Source organism: Polynucleobacter sp. AM-26B4, assembly GCF_018882285.1.
Classification (GTDB): Bacteria; Pseudomonadota; Gammaproteobacteria; order Burkholderiales; family Burkholderiaceae; genus Polynucleobacter.
This window is the reverse complement of the sequence record NZ_JACVOT010000001.1, coordinates 1,335,250-1,353,878: the sequence shown is the minus strand read 5'-3', so window position 1 is coordinate 1,353,878 and position 18,629 is coordinate 1,335,250. Positions and strand designations below refer to the sequence as shown.

At 41.9% G+C, this 18,629-nt stretch carries 21 protein-coding genes, 2 tRNA genes and 1 riboswitch; of the genes, 8 read left to right on the top strand and 15 right to left on the bottom strand.

Translation table 11 applies throughout. The annotated features are described in order from the left end of the window. The first annotated feature begins 69 nt into the window (after window positions 1-69). Complete coding sequence (locus ICE88_RS06840) at window positions 70-984, top strand: LysR family transcriptional regulator (protein WP_216250932.1); 915 nt, start codon at window positions 70-72, stop codon at window positions 982-984. Between the two features lie 61 nt (window positions 985-1,045). Here the strand turns inward: ICE88_RS06840 and ICE88_RS06835 are convergent, their stop codons facing one another. Beyond that, window positions 1,046-2,209 carry a M20 aminoacylase family protein gene (locus tag ICE88_RS06835; RefSeq protein ID WP_216250929.1) on the bottom strand — a complete coding sequence of 388 codons (1,164 nt, stop codon included), beginning with the start codon at window positions 2,207-2,209 and terminating at the stop codon, window positions 1,046-1,048. Between the two features lie 28 nt (window positions 2,210-2,237). Further along, window positions 2,238-3,221 carry a tripartite tricarboxylate transporter substrate binding protein gene (locus ICE88_RS06830; RefSeq protein ID WP_216250926.1) on the bottom strand — a complete coding sequence of 328 codons (984 nt, stop codon included), beginning with the start codon at window positions 3,219-3,221 and terminating at the stop codon, window positions 2,238-2,240. Window positions 3,222-3,332: 111 nt separating this feature from the next. On the opposite strand from ICE88_RS06830, the gene ICE88_RS06825 reads away from it, so the two are divergent. From ICE88_RS06825 to ICE88_RS06815, 3 genes are all read left to right on the top strand, one after another. Then, window positions 3,333-4,220, top strand: coding sequence for a LysR family transcriptional regulator (locus ICE88_RS06825; protein WP_216250923.1), 888 nt, complete (start codon window positions 3,333-3,335; stop codon window positions 4,218-4,220). A 186-nt stretch (window positions 4,221-4,406) separates the two neighbouring features. Beyond that, entirely contained in the window at window positions 4,407-5,567 is a 1,161-nt protein-coding gene (locus tag ICE88_RS06820; RefSeq protein WP_216250921.1) for a porin, read from the top strand. 128 nt (window positions 5,568-5,695) lie between these two features. After that, a riboswitch (glycine riboswitch) is annotated at window positions 5,696-5,780 on the top strand. 152 nt (window positions 5,781-5,932) lie between these two features. Further along, complete coding sequence (locus tag ICE88_RS06815) at window positions 5,933-7,195, top strand: D-amino acid dehydrogenase (RefSeq protein ID WP_216250917.1); 1,263 nt, start codon at window positions 5,933-5,935, stop codon at window positions 7,193-7,195. 50 nt (window positions 7,196-7,245) lie between these two features. Here ICE88_RS06815 and ICE88_RS06810 read toward each other — a convergent pair whose 3' ends face one another. The 9 genes from ICE88_RS06810 to ICE88_RS06770 form a co-directional block, all read right to left on the bottom strand. Beyond that, a complete protein-coding gene (locus ICE88_RS06810) occupies window positions 7,246-8,076 on the bottom strand; it encodes a class III extradiol ring-cleavage dioxygenase (protein WP_255535247.1) in 831 nt (276 codons plus the stop codon). Window positions 8,077-8,120: 44 nt separating this feature from the next. Beyond that, window positions 8,121-8,825, bottom strand: a complete 705-nt coding sequence (locus tag ICE88_RS06805; RefSeq protein WP_216250912.1) for a pirin family protein — start codon at window positions 8,823-8,825, stop codon at window positions 8,121-8,123. A 26-nt stretch (window positions 8,826-8,851) separates the two neighbouring features. Continuing rightward, window positions 8,852-9,454, bottom strand: coding sequence for an FMN-dependent NADH-azoreductase (locus ICE88_RS06800; protein ID WP_216250909.1), 603 nt, complete (start codon window positions 9,452-9,454; stop codon window positions 8,852-8,854). Between the two features lie 33 nt (window positions 9,455-9,487). Further along, the gene (locus ICE88_RS06795; RefSeq protein WP_216250907.1) at window positions 9,488-9,898 is read right to left on the bottom strand and encodes a DoxX family protein; all 411 of its coding nucleotides are present in this window, start codon (window positions 9,896-9,898) and stop codon (window positions 9,488-9,490) included. A 19-nt stretch (window positions 9,899-9,917) separates the two neighbouring features. Continuing rightward, complete coding sequence (locus tag ICE88_RS06790; RefSeq protein WP_216250905.1) at window positions 9,918-10,334, bottom strand: MarR family winged helix-turn-helix transcriptional regulator; 417 nt, start codon at window positions 10,332-10,334, stop codon at window positions 9,918-9,920. A gap of 255 nt (window positions 10,335-10,589) precedes the next feature. Next, complete coding sequence (locus tag ICE88_RS06785; RefSeq protein ID WP_216250903.1) at window positions 10,590-11,036, bottom strand: hypothetical protein; 447 nt, start codon at window positions 11,034-11,036, stop codon at window positions 10,590-10,592. Window positions 11,037-11,111: 75 nt separating this feature from the next. Next, window positions 11,112-11,501: a 4-oxalocrotonate tautomerase family protein gene (locus ICE88_RS06780; RefSeq protein ID WP_216250900.1), complete on the bottom strand. Its 390-nt coding sequence runs from the start codon at window positions 11,499-11,501 to the stop codon at window positions 11,112-11,114. 48 nt (window positions 11,502-11,549) lie between these two features. Beyond that, a complete protein-coding gene (locus ICE88_RS06775) occupies window positions 11,550-11,966 on the bottom strand; it encodes a MarR family winged helix-turn-helix transcriptional regulator (protein WP_216250897.1) in 417 nt (138 codons plus the stop codon). Window positions 11,967-12,052: 86 nt separating this feature from the next. After that, window positions 12,053-12,129 (bottom strand) — tRNA-Arg (locus ICE88_RS06770). A 92-nt stretch (window positions 12,130-12,221) separates the two neighbouring features. On the opposite strand from ICE88_RS06770, the gene arsC reads away from it, so the two are divergent. Continuing rightward, window positions 12,222-12,569 (top strand): arsenate reductase (glutaredoxin), encoded by a 348-nt coding sequence (arsC, locus tag ICE88_RS06765; RefSeq protein ID WP_216250894.1) that lies wholly within the window; start codon window positions 12,222-12,224, stop codon window positions 12,567-12,569. 38 nt (window positions 12,570-12,607) lie between these two features. On the opposite strand, the gene ICE88_RS06760 is transcribed toward arsC, so the two are convergent. The 3 genes from ICE88_RS06760 to ICE88_RS06750 all read right to left on the bottom strand — a co-directional run bounded on the left by ICE88_RS06760 (window position 12,608) and on the right by ICE88_RS06750 (window position 14,162). Then, entirely contained in the window at window positions 12,608-13,090 is a 483-nt protein-coding gene (locus ICE88_RS06760; protein WP_216250891.1) for a BLUF domain-containing protein, read from the bottom strand. Window positions 13,091-13,311: 221 nt separating this feature from the next. Further along, window positions 13,312-13,388: transfer RNA gene (locus tag ICE88_RS06755), tRNA-Pro, on the bottom strand. A gap of 66 nt (window positions 13,389-13,454) precedes the next feature. Continuing rightward, the gene (locus tag ICE88_RS06750) at window positions 13,455-14,162 is read right to left on the bottom strand and encodes a 1-acyl-sn-glycerol-3-phosphate acyltransferase (protein ID WP_216250888.1); all 708 of its coding nucleotides are present in this window, start codon (window positions 14,160-14,162) and stop codon (window positions 13,455-13,457) included. Window positions 14,163-14,249: 87 nt separating this feature from the next. Here ICE88_RS06750 and ICE88_RS06745 point away from each other — a divergent pair, with 87 nt between their 5' ends. From ICE88_RS06745 to ICE88_RS06735, 3 genes are read left to right on the top strand one after another with little or no spacing between them, the layout of a single operon-like run. Beyond that, on the top strand, window positions 14,250-15,086 hold the full coding sequence (locus ICE88_RS06745; protein WP_216250884.1) for a UDP-2,3-diacylglucosamine diphosphatase: 837 nt from the start codon (window positions 14,250-14,252) through the stop codon (window positions 15,084-15,086). After that, the gene (locus ICE88_RS06740; protein ID WP_216250881.1) at window positions 15,083-16,114 is read left to right on the top strand and encodes a glycosyltransferase family 1 protein; all 1,032 of its coding nucleotides are present in this window, start codon (window positions 15,083-15,085) and stop codon (window positions 16,112-16,114) included. Before ICE88_RS06745 ends, ICE88_RS06740 begins: the two co-directional genes overlap by 4 nt. A 50-nt stretch (window positions 16,115-16,164) precedes the next feature. Then, complete coding sequence (locus ICE88_RS06735) at window positions 16,165-17,079, top strand: GNAT family N-acetyltransferase (protein ID WP_255535246.1); 915 nt, start codon at window positions 16,165-16,167, stop codon at window positions 17,077-17,079. 55 nt (window positions 17,080-17,134) lie between these two features. Here the strand turns inward: ICE88_RS06735 and ICE88_RS06730 are convergent, their stop codons facing one another. Further along, entirely contained in the window at window positions 17,135-18,607 is a 1,473-nt protein-coding gene (locus tag ICE88_RS06730; RefSeq protein ID WP_216250879.1) for a Ppx/GppA phosphatase family protein, read from the bottom strand. Window positions 18,608-18,629: the final 22 nt, after the last annotated feature.

Here is an 18,629-nt window from a genome sequence, read left to right as displayed (position 1 = left end):
CGATAACGCCCCTAAAATAGGGTGTCCAAGACTGATTTAGTATCTTTTTGATACTTGAAAGGTATAAGCATGGAACTACGGCATTTGAAATATTTCATCGCGGTGGCCGAGGAAAAAAACTTCACCAGGGCCTCAGAGAGACTATTTATTGCTCAACCGCCTTTAAGCCGCTCAATTCAACAGCTAGAGGAAGAATTAGGGGTACCCCTCTTTGAACGAGGTTCTCGACCTCTTAAATTGACTCAAGCCGGAGAATTTTTCTATGCCCACGCTCAAGAACTTTTGAATAAATCAAAAGAACTTAAAGCAATGACGCAACGAGTTGGTCAAATCACAAAAACCTTGTCAATTGGGTTCGTGGCATCCACCATGTATGGAAAGTTTCCAAAAATCATTCGCCTTTATCGCGCAAAGCACAACACCGTTGATTTAAATCTGATTGAAATGAGCACCATGGATCAGTTACGTGCCCTAAAAGAAGGCAATATTGATATCGGTTTTGGTAGGGTGCGACATGAAGATTCAAATATCAGACGCATAATTTTGCGCGAAGAGAAATTAATGTGCGCCGTACCAATTGGTCACAAACTATTGGATTTAGAGAGGCCTGTTAGTGCCCAGGACATGTCTGAGGATAATTTGATTGTTTATCCTAAGAATCCAAGGCCAAGTTTTGCTGATCAAGTTTTAAATACATTCAGGGATCGCGCTGTAGAGCCCAAGAAAATTACAGAAGTAAGAGATTTACAAATTGCGATTGGATTGGTGGCAGCAGGTGAAGGTATATCCGTCGTCCCACGAAGCCTACAGGGTATGAAGCGCGATGACGTTGTTTATATTGATTTAAACGAGAAACATGCTGTATCTCCAATCATCATGAGCGTACGAGCAATGGATAAATCGATTGAGATTCAGGATATGTTGAGCCTGATCTACGATATCTATGATGAAGAAGGGATTCCTCACACAAAGGAATCCCTCTAAATAATCTTTAACTAATTTATACGGCCAGCATATTTTTTAAACAACGATTTGAATCTTCTTGCTAGCAGAGATATTGATGAACTAGCTCAGACCAAATCTTGGCAGCGACATCAATGTTTTTATCATTAAAGTCATACCCTGGGTTATGAACCATGCAGGCCCCAATCTTTTCCTGATTAGATCCATTACCAATTAAGAAATAGCATCCCGGAGCTTCTTCCAACATAAAAGCAAAATCTTCACTGCCAGTTAAGGGCTCACCTTGAATGTCAACAGATTCCTGACCCACAACTGTTTTTGCCACAGTTGCTAAAAAGTTAGTTTCTGATTCTGAATTGACGAGCACTGTGTATCCCTCACGCCAGTCTAGTTCAGCCAGAATATCAAAACTCTCAGCTTGAGATTTAATAATTTTGAAAATCCTATTCTTCAAAACATCTCGAGAGCTCCTATCTAGGGCACGAACACTGATTTCAAGCTTGGCTTCTGAGGGCATGACATTGTTTGCATATCCAGCATTAAAAGCACCCACAGTAATCACTGCAGAATTCAATGGATCAATATTGCGAGACACAATACTTTGCAGCGCCATCACAATCGAAGACCCAGCCACGATCACATCCGTTGCTCGATGCGGGAATCCACCGTGACCACCAATGCCTGTTAAGCGAACCGTTAAATAGTCACTTGAGGCCATCATCGGTCCCGACCTAGTAACTACTTTGCCTTGCGGAATACCTGGCATATTGTGAAATGCAAAAATTCCATCACATGGGAATTTTTTAAATAAGCCATCTGCAATCATTGCTTTGGCACCGCCAGCTCCCTCTTCCGCTGGTTGAAAAATCAAATTAACTGTTCCGTTAAAGTTTTTTTTCTGAGCAATTATTTTTGCGGCAGCCAGTAATGAAGCAGTGTGCCCATCATGGCCGCAGGCATGCATTTTTCCAATATTTTTGCTGGCCCATGGAAGAGATGTCTCTTCCATGATCGGCAATGCATCCATGTCAGCCCGCAAACCTATTGATTTACCACCGACACCTTGCTTCAGCTGACCCACTACACCAGTTCCACCAATACCAGTGGTTACCTCGTAACCCCACTCTTTTAATTTATTTGCAACTAATTCTGCAGTTGAAAACTCTTCAAAGGCTAATTCTGGATTGGCATGGATCTGATGTCGTATTTCAACAAATTCAGCAATATCAATTTCAGTTGTTGTCATCTTTAAACTATCTGTATATCAATCGAAATTACTGGGGTTTTAAACCAATACTCTTGGCGATACCTCTGAATTGATTAATACCATCGTTATAGTTTTTGGTTACAGCTGATAAAGGCAAAGGCTGAGCAACTAATAAACTATTAGTCTCCAATCCAGCTCTCACTGCTGGATCAGACAAAGTTGCAGTTAATGCAGCATGAAGTCTCTCAACCACTGGCTCAGGTGTACCCTTTTTAACAAAGTATCCAGTCCAAATAGAATGTGTGAAATTCTTCAGAGATTTACTTTCTGTAATCGCTGGATAAGCCTTGGTTGAAGGCAAACGCTCTTTATTCAAGATGGCAAGAATTTTCAAGCGACCTTGAGCGTGATATTCCTCATAAGTCTTTGTCAGAGGACCCAAGAACATATCAACCTGACCACCAACCAAGTCTTGATTAGCTGGAGCAGCTCCCTTGTATGGAACATGAGTCATCTCAATACCAGTGATCTTTGATAATTGCTCACCAATTACATGGTAGTAAGAACCAGTACCAACACTGGCGTAAGTAACTGGTTTTCCAGCAGCAGCCTGTTTTTTTGCATACTCTAAGAATTCATCGACGTTCTTTACTGGAATATCTTTGCGTACTAAGAATGCAATTTGTGCCTGTCCAATTGTTTGAACCAAACGAAAATCCTCACTAACAAATTTAATAGCTGAGTTAGCAAGAGGCCCAAGAATCAACTCATTTGGTGATCCTTGAAACAAATAATAGCCGTCGGCTGGAGAGGAAAGTACTTTTTGAGCAGCAATACCACCGCTTGCGCCACCCAAGTTTTCAACCAACACTGGCTGGCCCAGTTGTTTACTTAAAGAGTTATTCACCAAACGTGCAATCACGTCTGATAAGCCACCCGCTGGATAAGGAACCATCAAATTCACTGGCTTATTGGGAAAGTTTTGCGCTACTGAAACACCACTAATAGAAACCATTAGTGCCAAAAACAACATTTTTAATTTTTTAGACATAATTCACCTCACTTATTTCGATGACGAATAGTGGCACTTGTTTTTATTGATGTCTAATGCATAATAAGACAACAACTAATGATTTTTATTTATAGCTACTAGGGGGTTACCATGACTCTCACGCAACTAAAGCACCTTGTTGTTCTAGTAAAAACAGGGTCTTACGTGAAAGCCTCTGCTGCTTTGCATATTACCCAGCCGGCTCTAAGCCGAAGCATACAAGCATTAGAAGAATACTTAGGTGAAAGTATTTTTGATCGCTCCGGGAAAAAAATAGAGCTCACGAGCTTTGGGGCTGAAATACACATCAAGGCTATTCAGCTAATTGAAGATGCTGAAAATATCAAACAAAGTGCTACAGATTTACTAGAAGGTAAAAGAGGCAGAATTCATATTGGTTTGGGATCAGGCCCTGGAGTGATGTTGATGAGACCTTTATTGAAGTACATGGCAATCAATCATCCCAAAATGCACCTTGAGCTAATACGTGGCAATACTGAGATGCTCACCAACTCGCTTCGTGTTCGCAATCTTGATGCCATGATTGTGGATGCACGCTCCATTGAACCAGCCGAAGATTTAAGCATTGAAATTCTGGCTGAAACAAAAGGTGCATTCATGTGCAGACCCAATCACCCGTTGGCAAAATCCAAAGCAGTGACAATTAACGATCTTCGACAGTACCCCATTGCATCAAGTCCATTGAGCGCAGAAATTGACCGCATTTTGAGTGAAAAATATGGAAGTCATGCCTCCTTAAAGAATCTGATCAACTTAAAATGCAACGAAATATCCAGTCTGATTGATATTTGTCGAGAAACAGACACAATTGCACTGGCTATTCGTAAAGCGGCGCCCGATCTTGTAGAGCTAGATATGCTGCCACCTTTAAATACAAATGCAAAATTTGCATTTGTAACTATACGAAATAGAAGCCAATCACCCTTCCTACAAAAGATTTATGACTTTTGTAAAACCCAATTTAATGAGAAACCATGAAGAACTATGCATTTTTTGCATAGAGTCCATTAAGAATACTCATAACTATTAGGGTTTAACGAGCATGTAACATACCTTCTAGGTATTAAGCGCCAACTAACTTGGTCTTGGACTTCACCAACACAAACAACTAACCTTCTATCACCGCTGGGTCATGTTGGCCGGCGATTGATAAAAGGATTAATTATGAAAAAGTTAGTGTTAGTTGCAGCTGCAGCTCTGACCTGTTCAGGCTTAGTCAGCGCACAAAGTAGCACGGTGTCTGTTTACGGCAGATTAGATAATGCCGTTAGAACATGGGATGGTCATTCAGGCGGCCAAAGTGCAGATCTCTATCACAGCGCATTGGGTGGCAGTCGTTGGGGTTTGAGTGGCAATCATGATCTAGGTAATGGCACCAAGGCCGGTGTTGTTTTAGAAGGCACAGTTCTTGCAGACTCAGGCGGCACTGTTTCAGGAAAGACATTTGACCGTCAGTCATTTGTTTCTATATCTCAAGATGGATGGGGCACGATTAAATTAGGTCGTGACAATACCTTTGGTCTTGATGCCCTATTTTCTGGTGCATTAGACGTGGCTGGGTTACTTGATGGCGCAGATAGTAATGCAACTAGACTTAATAGCTCTGGCACCTCAACCACAATTGATGCATATGGTCCCAATCCTCTAACCACTCTATATTCAACAGCTCGCGGTACTCGTCGTTTAGATAATGCCGTCAAATACACCAACACCAAAGGTGATTTTAATTATGGTGTAGGTTATGCATTCGGTGATAACGATGGCGACGTCAAAGCAGGTAGCACTCAGAACGTTAGCTTGGGCTACAAGAAAGATAAGTTAACTGCTGTCACAACATATCAAACTACCAACGATGCTAGAAATAAAAAGATGGATATCTGGAATATTGGTGGTCGCTATAACTTTGGTCAAGTATCAGTTGTAGCCGCACACCACATCTTAACTGCAGATGCCGGATATAACCCAGCTGGAGCGGGAGGCTCTGCAACAGCTGAAGCATACTTCAATTCTGTTTTAACTGGCAGTGCAAACACTGGTAAAGTTAATGTGAGCAATATTGGTATGGCTTACAACTTTAAACCTTTGTGGACATACACCTTGTCTTACTACAATGTGGATCAAAAAGAAGGTGTGAAAGTCGGTAAAGTTGATTCCGTTGTTACGCACTTGCAATATGACATGAATAAATATGTCAGCTTGTACGGCATTGTTGATTATCAAAAAGCTAAAGGTGGTTTACGTAGTGATGTAACAGGCTATCAAGACAATCAATTAGCCGTCACAGCGGGTCTTCGTGTGATGTTTGATGCAGCAAAGTCGTTTTAAGATGTAGTTTCATCAATGAGAGTTTTCGGATTCTCATTGATGATCTTTCGTTAGGGCTTTTATGGAGCTTTAACAAAAGATTGATAAATGAATTTGTTTGACAGTTGTATTTGTTGTAACTAGAATGAAATTTGATATCGGGAGAGACCACTTGTTGGCGCCGAAGGAGCAACCGCCCCGGAAACTCTCAGGCAAAAGAACCGATATCTGATTAAAAACTCTGAAGAGTCTCTGGCAATGAACGTCTGCCAGGGTACCGCAGGAGCAAGCAAGCTTAGCTTGTGAATCTCTCAGGTCCAAAACAGAGGGGGCGCACATTAGAAATTTCTAGTGCGCTCAACCCCTTTGGCGTTTTGGAGCTATTCATGAAAAACTTTGTAGTCATTGGCGGTGGCATCACAGGTGTCACAACAGCTTACGCATTAGCAAAACGAGGCTTTAAAGTAACTTTGCTCGAAAGACATCGTTACAGTGCTATGGAGACATCATTTGCCAATGGTGGTCAACTCTCCGCATCTAATGCTGAAGTATGGAATCACTGGAGCACTATTCTTAAAGGCATGAAGTGGATCTTCAAAAAAGATGCCCCACTGCTGATCAATATGAAACCTAGCTGGCATAAGATTTCTTGGTTTGCAGAATTCATGGCTGCTATTCCTCAATATGAAAAAAATACCGCTGCAACCACGAAACTTGCGATTGATGCCAGAAAGTATTTGTTTCAATGGGCGCAAGATGAAGGGATTGATTTTGATTTAAAACGAGAAGGTATCTTGCATATCTATCGTGATAAATCAGGATTTGATCATGCTGCAAAGGTATCTAAATTATTGGCTCAAGGTGGTCTAGAAAGAAGATCACTCTCACCTCAAGAGATTATTGGTATTGAGCCAACTCTATCCGGTCAATACTATGGTGGCTACTACACTGAAAGTGACTCAACTGGTGATATCCATAAGTTCACTCATGGTTTATCTTTGGCCGCCGAAAAAAGAGGTGTAAAAACCATCTACGACTGTGAAGTTATCGAAGTTGATTCTGATGGAGATACAGTAAAAGTTATCATGAAAAAAGATGGCGAGCTTGAAGAATTGACATTTGACAATATTGTTGTTTGCGCAGGCATTGCAAGCCGTCAACTTGCTAGTCAACTCGGTGACTATGTCAATATTTATCCAGTCAAAGGCTACTCTATCACCGTCAATCTGAATGATGTCCAGAGTCAGGCAGGAGCCCCAATGGTGAGCTTGCTTGATGATGAAACAAAGCTAGTCACCAGCAGATTGGGTGTTGATCGCTTCCGCGTGGCAGGCACGGCAGAGTTCAATGGGGTCAATCGCGACATTCGTGCTGATCGTATCAAGCCATTGATTGACTGGGTCAACCAATGCTTCCCCAAAGTCAGCACTCGCTCAGTAGTGCCTTGGGCAGGCTTAAGACCAATGATGCCTAACATGATGCCAAAAATTGGAAAAGGCTCGAAATCAAATGTGTTTTACAACACAGGTCATGGTCATTTGGGTTGGACGCTTTCAGCAGCGACCGCTGAAATGATAGGCGACATCATTGAATCTAGTCACGAGGTACCACAAGGATTCACATCAATTCCGGTTGGACAAGCAAGCTAATCAATTAATTCAAAAGCGTTATGAAGAGCATCAGTCACTGATGCTCTTTTTTATTGCCCAAACACATAGGCTGAAATAGTTGTCTCTAAGACCCGATCAGAAAATACTCTATGACCTCCTTCCTTATATGCTGCTCCCGAGGCAACCATCAGTGGCAATAAGTGCTCTTCTTGTCCTTGGGGATGGGATAGTCTTGCAGATGGGGCATTTGCCCATTGGTTTAATCCTTGATGACGCTCTTTAGGTTCAGATTCAACAGTTTTAGTGAGCCAATCATCAAACTCATCTGAAACAGGACTAAATCGAGGATCGCCGTAAGCACGCATGTTATGAAAACTCATGCCAGAGCCAATAATCAATATTCCTTGATCACGAAGTTTCTCTAGTGCTTGACCAAGATTCATCTGAGTTTGCGGATCTAAATTACTATTGAGAGAAACCTGAACTATTGGGATATCAGCATCAGGGAACATCAACATCATTGGAATAAACATGCCATGATCAAACCCACGAGATGGATCAATCTTGGCTGGAATATTTGCGACTTCCAAAAGTTGAACTATTTTTTGCGCTAGCTCAGGGTCACCATTTGCTGGATATTGCAACTCATAAGTATGTGCTGGAAAACCGTAGTAATCATAGATAAGCTCGGGATTTGATGACCCAGTAACCGTGATAGTTTCCTCTAACCAATGAGCAGAAATCATCACAATTGCTTTAGGTTTTTTTGGCAAAGTTGATGATAAACCTCTGAGGAATGTGGCCATTCTGTCCCATTCATGCGGCGGATTCCAGTCCATGAAAAAGCAAGGACCTCCCCCATGCGGAATGTACCAAGTGGGCATGCGATTTGATGGTTGTGTTCTATCTAGTTTGTCCATAGATCGAAAATCAATACTTTACTCAATCAAACTGATTCACTTGATTAATTTGGTGCCAAATCAAAGACCAATACTTCGGCATCTTTTCCATGTGAAATTGAGACTTGATTTTCTTCAGCTAGCATCACCGCATCACCACTCTCAAGTTCCTGACCATTGACTTCAAGCGATCCTTTAATCAAGTGGACATAGGCTTTGCGCTGAGGATTAATGTCTAAGGCTGCCTTTTGATCACCATCAAATAGGCCGGCATAGAGCTTGGCATCGGCATTCATTTTGACTGAATTATTTTCACCATTTAATGAAGCCACTAAGCGCAACTTACCCTGTTTCTCAATTAATGGTATTGTCTTTTGCTCATAACCAGGTCGTACACCAGTAAATTTAGGCTCAATCCAAATTTGTAAAAAATGGGTTTGCTTGCCTTGAGCGTGATTGAATTCACTATGTACCACTCCTGTCCCAGCACTCATACGCTGAACATCCCCAGGAGGAATTCCCTTGATGTTACCCATGCTGTCTTTATGTGCAAGCTCACCCGATAACACATAACTAATGATTTCCATATCACGGTGACCGTGATCACCAAAACCACGACCAGACTCAATACGATCTTCATTAATCACTCGTAAATTTCCCCAACCCATAAATTTTGGATCATAGTAATTAGCAAATGAAAATGAGTGAAAGCTCTTGAGCCAGCCATGATCGGCATAGCCACGTTCATCTGATTTTCTGAGCTGTAACATTTCGGACCTTTTTGGTTATAGAGGTATTAAGCTGCTTTTTTCTCTAACTGTGAGCGAGCACTTTCCAATGCCGTAGTCTTAGGCTCTTCACCCATGTTGAGGCCTTCGGCATACACAAACTCCACATCAGTAATACCAATAAAGCCCAGAAATACTTTGATGTAATCGGTTTGGGTGTCATAAGGCGTACCCTGATAGTTGCCGCCTCGAGTGGCCACCACGTAAGCCTTCTTACCTGTAACTAGGCCCGCTGGACCTGATTCGGTGTAATTGAAAGTTTCGCCAGCACGAGCAATATGATCAAAGTAAGCCTTGAGATTTGATGGAACTCCTAAGTTATACATGGGTAATCCCAGCACAATCACATCTGCCTCTTTAAGCTCTTTAATCAGCGCATCGGAATAGGCTACTACCGCCTTTTGTTCGGCACTTCGCTCCTCTGGTTTTGTCATGAAGGACATGAAGCGAGCTTCATCTAGATGCGGAACCCCATTTTTAGCAAAGTCTCTCACAATCACTTCAGAGTTTGCATTTTTGGCAACCAAGTTTTTAACAAAAGTGTCCGTTAATTGACCTGATTGGCCACCAGCAGAAAAAATGCTGGATTTAATTTGTAGAATTTTAGTCATTAGATATCCTTTAATTAAAGTCTGTTATCAGGATTACTTGGAGTCTTTAAAGCCATCGATACTAAATTTGCCAGCGCCAGATGAAGCGAGAACCATCAGGCCGCCGATGACCGCAATATTCTTAAAGAATAAGAGTTGTTGGATGAATGCTGCATCCGCAGGAGCAGCCCAATAAGCATGACCAATAATCGTTGCGGCTAATGTAAAGACTGCTAACAAAATTGCTACGATTCGAGTTTTAAAGCCCACAAGCAAAGCTAAACCACCCGCTACTTCAGCAATAATTGCAATGATCACCGCCAATGTTGGTAAAAACATACCCAGTGACGTAAAGTAGCCAACCGTTCCGTCAAAGCCAGTAACTTTTGATAGGCCTGCAGGCAAGAACAAAGCTACGATTAGTAGGCGACCCAAGAGGTTTAATGTGTTTTGATATGTTTTCATGTGATTTCCCTTTTATGAATTAATTAAAAATGGTTTTGACTGCTTTTAATGTCTTTACGGCTTGCTCTATTTCTTTGTTGCTTAACTTGCCAAATGCTTTTCCCAAATACTGCAAATGTTCTGGAAATGCTTTTTTAAATAACTTATCTCCTGGTTTGGTAAGGCCAATCTTGTAGCTGCGACCATCATCTTCATTGGGAATTCTTTCAATCAGTCCTTTTGCTTCCATTCTTTCTAAAACTCCCGTCATGGTTCCTTTAAGAATTAATGTCTTATCGCCTAACTCCTTACAAGTCATCGGAGGCTGATTTCCTAAAGTTGCCAAGATGTCAAACTGGGTCGTTGTTAACCCCAGCTCTTTTACGTGAGCAGCTGAATAGCTCTCAAATGCCTGATAGGTAGTTGCTAGCTCTTTAATTAATGGCAAGAAACTCATCTCAATTCCTTTTAATATTAGTCTGTATACGTACCATTATAGTACGAGTTCGTACTTGTTGCAAATATGTGGAAATTCAAGTTTGTTAAGTACAAAAAGAAAACCACCCGAAGGTGGTTTATAGAATCTTGGTGGCCCAGGGCGGAATCAAATTAATGAAATGAATTCATCATAAGTAATTGTCCCGTAACCAGACACCTATTGAATTTGCTTCATTTGAAACGATGATCAAATGTCGGAATATCCAACAAACAATTAAATCGTTAAATCTAAATAACGCTTTAACTTTTCAGCTAAAACTCTGGGCTGATCTTCAAGCCACTGATACTCAACTTTATGGGCCTGAATAGCATCTTCACGACTTTCAACCCCTGCACGAATTTTATGTTCCATAACTTTTAACTCATACATTCGATTTGCAATTTCATTTATGTAATTACAGATATCCGCTGGAAATAAAAAATTAGCTCCAACAATTTTCACTTTTAGGTTTTTGTATTGATTGAGCTTGTCCTCTTCTGTGCCATTTAGAAATACTGCGATTGCATCATGAGCAGCGGCATAGATTAGCCAGCGCTTTTCAAATAAGTCATGTTTTAACTTGTACCTACCTAGTTGCCATTGTTTATAGCTGATGTATGCACCAAAATAAGCAATAGCCGGCGCAGAAATACCTAGTACAATTTGTAACCAGATTGGCATTAGAGAACCTTTGAGTTTTTAACTTAGTTTCAATAATATAGGCCCAACAAAGTAGTGTCGGTTTTCCCGACTTTTTTAGTTGTGATATCTGTATTCTTGAGTTAATCCACCATACCCATAACTAGCAGCCTTGACATCCTGTACATAGATGTAGCTTTCTTCATGGAGATTTCCCAATAGCTGTTCAAATCCTTTAAAAGCCTCTCGGATGTACTGAGCCTTCTCATCCTTAGTATTGGTTTCGTCGGTTATTTTGATATCGAAATAAAAACTGTTTTTACCTTGTTTACTCAACAATTGCCCTCCTACCACCCAAGCATCTGGTTCCACATATTCAATAGCAATGGCAGTGACTTCGGGTTTCTTTTTAAGAATTCTGCTGGTTAGATCCAACAACAAATCAGCAATCTTTTGAGTTAACTCTGGTGACTTCTTGGCACTTACTTTTACATTCAGGATAGGCATATTTTCTCCAATTAGTTAGCTATACAACTATTAATAAAATAAAAAAGCTCATTTGAGGGCTGATGCGATAGACCTCATTTGAGTAACTACACTTTCGAATTCTTTTGAGCCCAACAATTTCTTCATCTTTTTGCTCACTTCTCCACTGGCTGTATTAAGGAAATCTTTGAGTGCTAGACCTTTGGCTGTGGGATGTATTTCTTGTTCTCTGCCATCTCGATCTGAACTGGATCTTTTGATCAGCCCAAGACGCTCCAGGCCATCTATAGATCTGCTAGCTGTGGGACGAGTGATATTGAGCTCGGTAGCAAGTTCACTTTGTAATAAAGGAGCTTGATCTATCACCACTCTGAGCATGAAGGCCTGAGATGGAGTTAAGCCAAATGGCTTGAATGCTTGAGTCCACTCTCGCTCTAACTGACGAGCCAGTGAAGTGGTATTGAAATAAAGGCATTGTTCAAACATGTGAGCATGGTAGCATAAATTAGTTAGCTATGCAATTATATTGAAGAGCGAAATGTTTGAGATTAGTATTTAATAAGATTGAGATTTGGCCTGCCCAGCACGATTCGAACGTGCGACCTACGCCTTAGAAGGGCGGTGCTCTATCCAGCTGAGCTATGGGCAGTCTTTGATTAGAGCTAGATTATAGCGGAGGTCTAAAAGACCTGGCTCATATACGATAATCATGAGAATTCATCTTCTTATAAGAGTTTGGCCATGATCACCCTGTATCACCACACAAAATGTAAAACCTCTCGTGATGCCCTAGAAATCCTTGAGAACTCTGGCGAACCCCATCTAGTGGTTTTGTATGTGAACAATCCACCGTCAGAAGCCGAATTGCGTCACATCATCAAAGCCACTGGCGGGTCAGTCAGAGACATCTTGCGTCAAAAAGGCACACCTTTTGATGAATTAGACTTGGGTAATCCCAAATGGAGTGATGAAGATTTGATTGGGTTCATGCTGCAACACCCCATTTTGATGAACCGCCCTATTGCCATCAATGGTGATCAAGGTGCCTTGTGTCGTCCACCTGAGAAAATTTTGGATTTAATAAGTTAACTTCAATAAATTAACTTTACTGAGTTAACTTTATTCAGTCAGATTGTTTGATCTTGATTTTTAGCATCATCCGTTTGATTACTGACCGATCTCATCAAGGTCAGTATCTCGCTTGGTAATGTTGCGGAACCATCTCTTAAGCCCATTTTGAGTTCTGGCACGTATTGGCTGATCTCATCTAAACCATAGAACTTCATCGACCAGTTACTGAAGCGGCGCTTTTGTAAAGGAGTGATATCTAGGACCTGTATTTCTTTATGGCGCGGATCGGCAGTAATGCCCTTCCAAATTAGTTCAACATGCTGAGGATAGCCTTCAATGATTTGACCAAAGATGCGGTTGTCATAGAACAAAGCACCAGTAATGCAATTGCGTTTGTTTTTATGAACCGCATCTTCAAGCAAGTTCATCAAACCTAAAATACCCATATCATTTGTTGCTTGACTGACATAACTTAACTCAATGAGCTGATCAGTCGGAAAGCTGGCAAAGTTAATCTGGGAATCTTCTACAAATGACATATTTAATTTTTGAAATCTTTATAAATAGTATTAGACAAAACTAATCTGTTATTAGCCTTACGTCTAGGTCAGATAGTAGACATAATTTCAATAAAATGTTGATATAACGATGCTGCCATGCAACAAATCAAGTGCGATGACGCAAAGACTCAACAATCTTTGATTGAAAGATGTTTTGCAGAATTTATGAAGATGGTGCATCGAGTGATGCTATTTGAAAGTGGTCGGAGTACAAGGATTCGAACCTTGGACCCCCTGGTCCCAAACCAGGTGCGCTACCAGACTGCGCCACACTCCGACTAAGACCAATATTGTAACCCATGGGCAGTTTGTTGGCAAATAATCCGGGGTAAACCAAATAGAATCAGGCCTTTGAGGCCACCAGCTGGTGTGCTTGGGAGGCCAATTCTTGGCGGGTCAAATGAGCTGGTAGTTTGTCTGAGAGATAGACATGCACCACCAAATGATCTGTTTTTAGGATGTTTTTAATAGAGTCAATCAACTCCATGTCGCCAATAAAAGCTGCTCGATCTGAATATTGATTGTTTTCTGTGTATTGAATCGTGATGGGCAAAACATCCACATGCGCCTGATGGGCTGACTCGAATAAATTTGATTTAAATGGCAGCACTGCTTTTCCATCAGAAGAAGTTCCTTCAGGAAATATAGCCACCACTTCCTGATTAGCAAATTTATCTTTCATGAGCTGAATCACTCGTTTGATATCAGACAGCTTTTCTCTTTTAAGAAAAATGGTTCCCAGCATGCTGGCCAGATAACCAAAGATTGGCCACTTTGAAACATCTGCTTTGGCAACAAAGATCACCGGTCGAATCGAATTGAGGATGTGAATGTCCAGCCAAGATATGTGATTAGAAACTAATAAATATGGCTGGGTACCAAATAGAGTTGAAGGATCTCCATGAATGATGACCTTCACCTTCAGGATTCTGAGCAAACGAATGCACCAGCTCTGAACCAATTTCTTGCGCAACTTGCCTGGCAAAACAGGGAATATTGCGCACTTCAGAATGGCAGATACCAGGTGGATGACAAGAAAAAATGGTTTCATGTTGGGGATGTTGGCATATTTCTGTGTCACGAATATGACATCAAGTTGACATCATAGTTTCAAATAGGTCGGGCCCAATGTGAACTCATGAATCATTACCGCGCGATATGGATTTCTGATGTTCACCTAGGCACCACAGGCTGCCAAGCAAATTATCTTCTCGATTTTTTAAAACACAATGATGCTGACAAGATTTATTTGGTTGGCGACATCATTGATGGCTGGCAATTAAAAAAGCGCTGGTTTTGGCCACAAGCCCACAATGATGTGGTTCAAAAATTACTCCGCAAAGCCAGAAAAGGCTGTGAAGTCATTTTCATACCGGGCAATCATGATGAGATGGCCCGTCAATTCTTTGGCATGAGCTTTGGCGACATCAGAGTGGAAGAAGAAGTGATTCACATCACTGCCGATGGCAAGCGTCTCTGGATCACCCATGGCGATTTGTTTGACAGCGTGATGCAATATGCCAAATGGTTGGCCTATGTTGGCGATACCTTGTACACATTCATTCTCTGGGTAAATCGCTGGTTCAACAAAATCCGCGCACGGATGGGCCTTAATTACTGGTCACTCTCGCAATATCTAAAGCACTCCGTCAAAAATGCTGTGAGCTTTATTGCCGACTTTGAAATGATCATGGCCCGCGAAGCCCGAATCAGAAATTGTGATGGCGTGGTCTGCGGTCATATACATAAGGCTGAAATCAGAGAGATTGATGGCTTGCTTTACTGCAATGATGGCGATTGGGTTGAGAGCTTGACTGCCTTGGTTGAAACGGCGAATGGCACATTAAAAATTGTGCATTGGCCACATATACTTCCCGACCCTGTGGCGATTACCCACACTGAAACGGTCACCATCAGCGTGACTAAAACTGAAATATCAATGACTCAAGAACAATTACTGGAGACAATTAAATGAACATCATGATTGTGACTGATGCTTGGGAACCCCAAGTTAATGGCGTGGTGAGAACCCTCAAGCAAACCATGCACGAATTAAAGAAGATGGGGCACACGATTGACATGATCACCCCACTTGAATTTAAGACCATTCCTTGCCCTACTTACCCAGACATTTCTTTATCACTTTTCCCAGGAAAAAAAGTCCGTCAAAAGATGGAAGCTTTTGCTCCTGATGCCATCCATATTGCGACTGAAGGCCCTTTGGGTATTGCTGCCAGAGCGTATGCCTTAAAACACAAGCTACCATTTTCAACGGCTTATCACACGCGCTTCCCTGAATACGTCAAAGCCCGCACCGGCATTCCATTGGCGATCACTTATAAGTTTTTACGTTGGTTTCATGATCCATCCTTGGCTGTGATGGCCCCGACCCAAGTGGTGATTGATGACTTAGAGTCTTACGGTTTTACAAATGTGGTTCTCTGGACCAGAGGCGTTGACTTAGAGATCTTCAAGATTCAAGAATCCAAAGAACTCAATTCTGCACACCCTATATTTTTGTATGTGGGACGAGTGGCAGTAGAAAAGAACATTGAGGCATTTTTAGAACTTAAATTACCAGGCTCTAAATGGGTGGTTGGAGATGGTCCAGCCTTGAATGGTCTTAAAGCAAAGTACCCAGAAGTTCATTACCTAGGCGTATTGCAACAAGAAAAATTAGCCAAAGTTTATGCGGCGGCGGATGTGTTTGTGTTCCCTAGTAAAACCGATACATTTGGCTTGGTACTTCTAGAGGCAATGGCTTGTGGCACACCTGTGGCCGCCTACCCAGTGACCGGCCCGATTGATGTGCTTGGAAACTCCCAATCTGGTGCGATGAATACAGATTTGCGTGAGGCTTGTTTAGAAGCTTTGAAGATTCCTCGTGAAGTTGCCAGGGCTCATGCAGAGAAGTTTTCTTGGCGAGTGGCCAGCCAACAATTTGTGAGCTATTTAAAACCAATTGAAAGTCACACAACTGTCAAATCTCCGTCATTGGCATGACATATTGAGTGAATAAATTGATGACATATCAACAATAAGCAGGCAAATAAATGAGCGATTTACCAAATCCACTATCTTCAATCACAGACTCTTTTCTAAATAAAAATTCTAAGAAAACCATGTCTGAGAGGATTGCCCCTCTTCATAAAATCATCAAAGAAAAAATCACCCGTATTCATCAAAACTCAACAAGTAAAAAAAGCAACAAAACTGTTGAGGCCCCTGCTGTTCAAACCAGTAAAGCATCACCAATCAGCGTGAGCTGGGCAAGACACCAAGATGAAGTGAAAGAAGCTCAGCGTCTACGCTACAAGGTTTTTGCTGAAGAGATGGGTGCGAACCTTAAACCTTCAAAAGAAGGTTTAGATGTGGATATTTTTGACAGTTTCTGTGATCACTTGATCGTTCGTGACAATGAAACACTCAAGGTGATTGGCACATACAGAGCTTTACCGCCACACCAAGCTAAACAAATGGGTTGCTTGTACTCAGACTCAGAGTTTGATTTAACTCGCTTACGACACTTACGCCACAAAATGGTAGAAGTAGGCCGTTCCTGTGTCCACCATGACTATCGCTCTGGTGGCGTGATCATGGCTCTCTGGAGCGGTCTTGGTCAGTACATGAAAACTAATAATTATGAAATCTTGTTGGGTTGTGCCAGCGTGCAAATGGGCGATGGTGGCCACTACGCAGCCAGCTTAGCCAAAATGTTAAACAACGATCAACATTTATCTAATATTGAATACCGTGTTTTCCCAAGATTGGCGTTGCCAATTGAAGAACTAAACAGCAGCTTAGAAGTTGAGCCGCCAGCATTGATCAAGGGTTACCTCAGATTAGGCGCTAAAGTGTGTGGCAATCCAGCATGGGACCCAGACTTCAACACAGCTGACTTCTTGACGATGCTAAGACTGGATGACATTCATCCAAGATACGCTAAGCACTTTTTAGGAAGTAACTAAGATTTGAGTAGTTAAGATCTTAAGTATCTAAAATTAAGCGATGAAAGTCGCTTGATCAAACAATTTCAATAGTCAGTTCTCGGCCGATTTTTCTCCAATCGGCCGATTCTTTTTCTAAACCAAATTGTGTGAGCGGATTCTTCTTGGTCCAAGATTTTGATATCTTGACAATGAATCCAGCCTCTTGCTCTTTGACAACAATCTCAGACACATCTTCATCCGTTCTGCGACGGCAAAGCACATGGGCTAAGCGCAGACTGAACAACATGCGCCAATCAATGTAATTGGATGTCACTGAGATTTTCCCAAGCTTGCCTGTATGACCCAAGAGTAATGCGGCCAGTCTTGCTTGATCAAGCTTAGAAAAACCAGGCATGTCCGCATGGGTTGCAATATAGGCTGAATGCTTGTGATAGCCATTGTGTGTGATGCTTAAGCCAATCTCATGTAACTTTGCAGCCCAGGCAAGAATCTGCTCATTGTCTTTGCGGTTCTCATGCTTAGGCTCAGGGAATTGATTTAAAAAATGAAGCGCTGTCTTACTCACCCTTTGGGCTTGCTGACGATCCACGCCATAGCGTTGCATGAACTGCTCAACCGTGACGAATCTCATGTCATGGTGCTGAGATCGCCCAATCAGGTCGTAAAGGACGCCTAATCGAAGCGCTGCTTCAGTGACTTCCATGCGCTCAATGCCAAGTTCTTCAAAGGCTGCCAACATGATGGCCAATCCGCCAGGCAACACAGGACGACGATCATTCTTAAGACCTAACAAAGTGGATCGATCAATGTACTCAGATTCAATCAAAGATTTTTTGAGTGCCAATAAGCCTTCTTTGGTGATCAGACCACCCATGTCATCCACTGGCAACTCATGAGGAGGACCATTAAAGCCATTTTGCGCAATTAACTCAGCAATCGCTCGGGCAGTACCTGAAGAACCAATCGACTGCTTCCAACCTGATTTTAAGAACTGGCCTGTGATTGCCTCAATTTCTCGACGAGCTGATAACTCTGCTTGCTTGAAGCAATGGGCATCAACTAGACCGCCCGGGAAAAAGTTTTGACTATAAGAAACGCAGCCAATATATAAAGACTCTAGAAGTTTTGGCTCGTAACCATCCCCAATGATGAATTCTGTAGAACCACCACCGATATCAAGGACAAACCTTTTTTCATCACAAGCAGGCGCATCGTGCGAAGCACCGATGTAAATCAAGCGCGCCTCTTCTCGCCCCTTCACCACCTCAATTGGAAAACCCAAGAGTTTTTCTGCTTCACGAATAAAGTCATCAGCATTGCGGGCAACTCTTAGGGTATTGGTTGCCACAGCGCGAACTTGCTTGGGATTAAAGCCACGCAAACGGTCACCAAATCGATGTATTGCGGCTAGACCCCTTTGGATGGATTTCTGATCTAGCTTTTTATCTTCACTAAGACCAGAAGCCATCCTGACTGATTCTCTCAATGTATCAATGGGTTGCAATTGCGTTCCGGATGCAGAATGAATGACCTTAGCGATGACCATCCGAAAACTGTTTGAGCCTAAA

Bases quoted from the DNA above. Each gene is read 5' to 3' on its own strand.
- ICE88_RS06790 (WP_216250905.1), bottom strand. From the start codon at position 10,334: ATGAGTTTCTTGCCATTAATTAAAGAGCTAGCAACTACCTATCAGGCA.
- ICE88_RS06825 (WP_216250923.1), top strand. From the start codon at position 3,333: ATGACTCTCACGCAACTAAAGCACCTTGTTGTTCTAGTAAAAACAGGG.
- ICE88_RS06835 (WP_216250929.1), bottom strand. From the start codon at position 2,209: ATGACAACAACTGAAATTGATATTGCTGAATTTGTTGAAATACGACAT.
- ICE88_RS06750 (WP_216250888.1), bottom strand. From the start codon at position 14,162: ATGAAACCATTTTTTCTTGTCATCCACCTGGTATCTGCCATTCTGAAG.
- ICE88_RS06820 (WP_216250921.1), top strand. From the start codon at position 4,407: ATGAAAAAGTTAGTGTTAGTTGCAGCTGCAGCTCTGACCTGTTCAGGC.
- arsC (WP_216250894.1), top strand. From the start codon at position 12,222: ATGATCACCCTGTATCACCACACAAAATGTAAAACCTCTCGTGATGCC.
- ICE88_RS06780 (WP_216250900.1), bottom strand. From the start codon at position 11,501: ATGCCTATCCTGAATGTAAAAGTAAGTGCCAAGAAGTCACCAGAGTTA.
- ICE88_RS06815 (WP_216250917.1), top strand. From the start codon at position 5,933: ATGAAAAACTTTGTAGTCATTGGCGGTGGCATCACAGGTGTCACAACA.
- ICE88_RS06830 (WP_216250926.1), bottom strand. From the start codon at position 3,221: ATGTCTAAAAAATTAAAAATGTTGTTTTTGGCACTAATGGTTTCTATT.
- ICE88_RS06745 (WP_216250884.1), top strand. From the start codon at position 14,250: ATGAATCATTACCGCGCGATATGGATTTCTGATGTTCACCTAGGCACC.
- ICE88_RS06735 (WP_255535246.1), top strand. From the start codon at position 16,165: ATGAGCGATTTACCAAATCCACTATCTTCAATCACAGACTCTTTTCTA.
- ICE88_RS06740 (WP_216250881.1), top strand. From the start codon at position 15,083: ATGAACATCATGATTGTGACTGATGCTTGGGAACCCCAAGTTAATGGC.
- ICE88_RS06810 (WP_255535247.1), bottom strand. From the start codon at position 8,076: ATGGACAAACTAGATAGAACACAACCATCAAATCGCATGCCCACTTGG.
- ICE88_RS06760 (WP_216250891.1), bottom strand. From the start codon at position 13,090: ATGTCATTTGTAGAAGATTCCCAGATTAACTTTGCCAGCTTTCCGACT.
- ICE88_RS06775 (WP_216250897.1), bottom strand. From the start codon at position 11,966: ATGTTTGAACAATGCCTTTATTTCAATACCACTTCACTGGCTCGTCAG.
- ICE88_RS06785 (WP_216250903.1), bottom strand. From the start codon at position 11,036: ATGCCAATCTGGTTACAAATTGTACTAGGTATTTCTGCGCCGGCTATT.
- ICE88_RS06840 (WP_216250932.1), top strand. From the start codon at position 70: ATGGAACTACGGCATTTGAAATATTTCATCGCGGTGGCCGAGGAAAAA.
- ICE88_RS06730 (WP_216250879.1), bottom strand. From the start codon at position 18,607: ATGGTCATCGCTAAGGTCATTCATTCTGCATCCGGAACGCAATTGCAA.
- ICE88_RS06800 (WP_216250909.1), bottom strand. From the start codon at position 9,454: ATGACTAAAATTCTACAAATTAAATCCAGCATTTTTTCTGCTGGTGGC.
- ICE88_RS06805 (WP_216250912.1), bottom strand. From the start codon at position 8,825: ATGTTACAGCTCAGAAAATCAGATGAACGTGGCTATGCCGATCATGGC.
- ICE88_RS06795 (WP_216250907.1), bottom strand. From the start codon at position 9,898: ATGAAAACATATCAAAACACATTAAACCTCTTGGGTCGCCTACTAATC.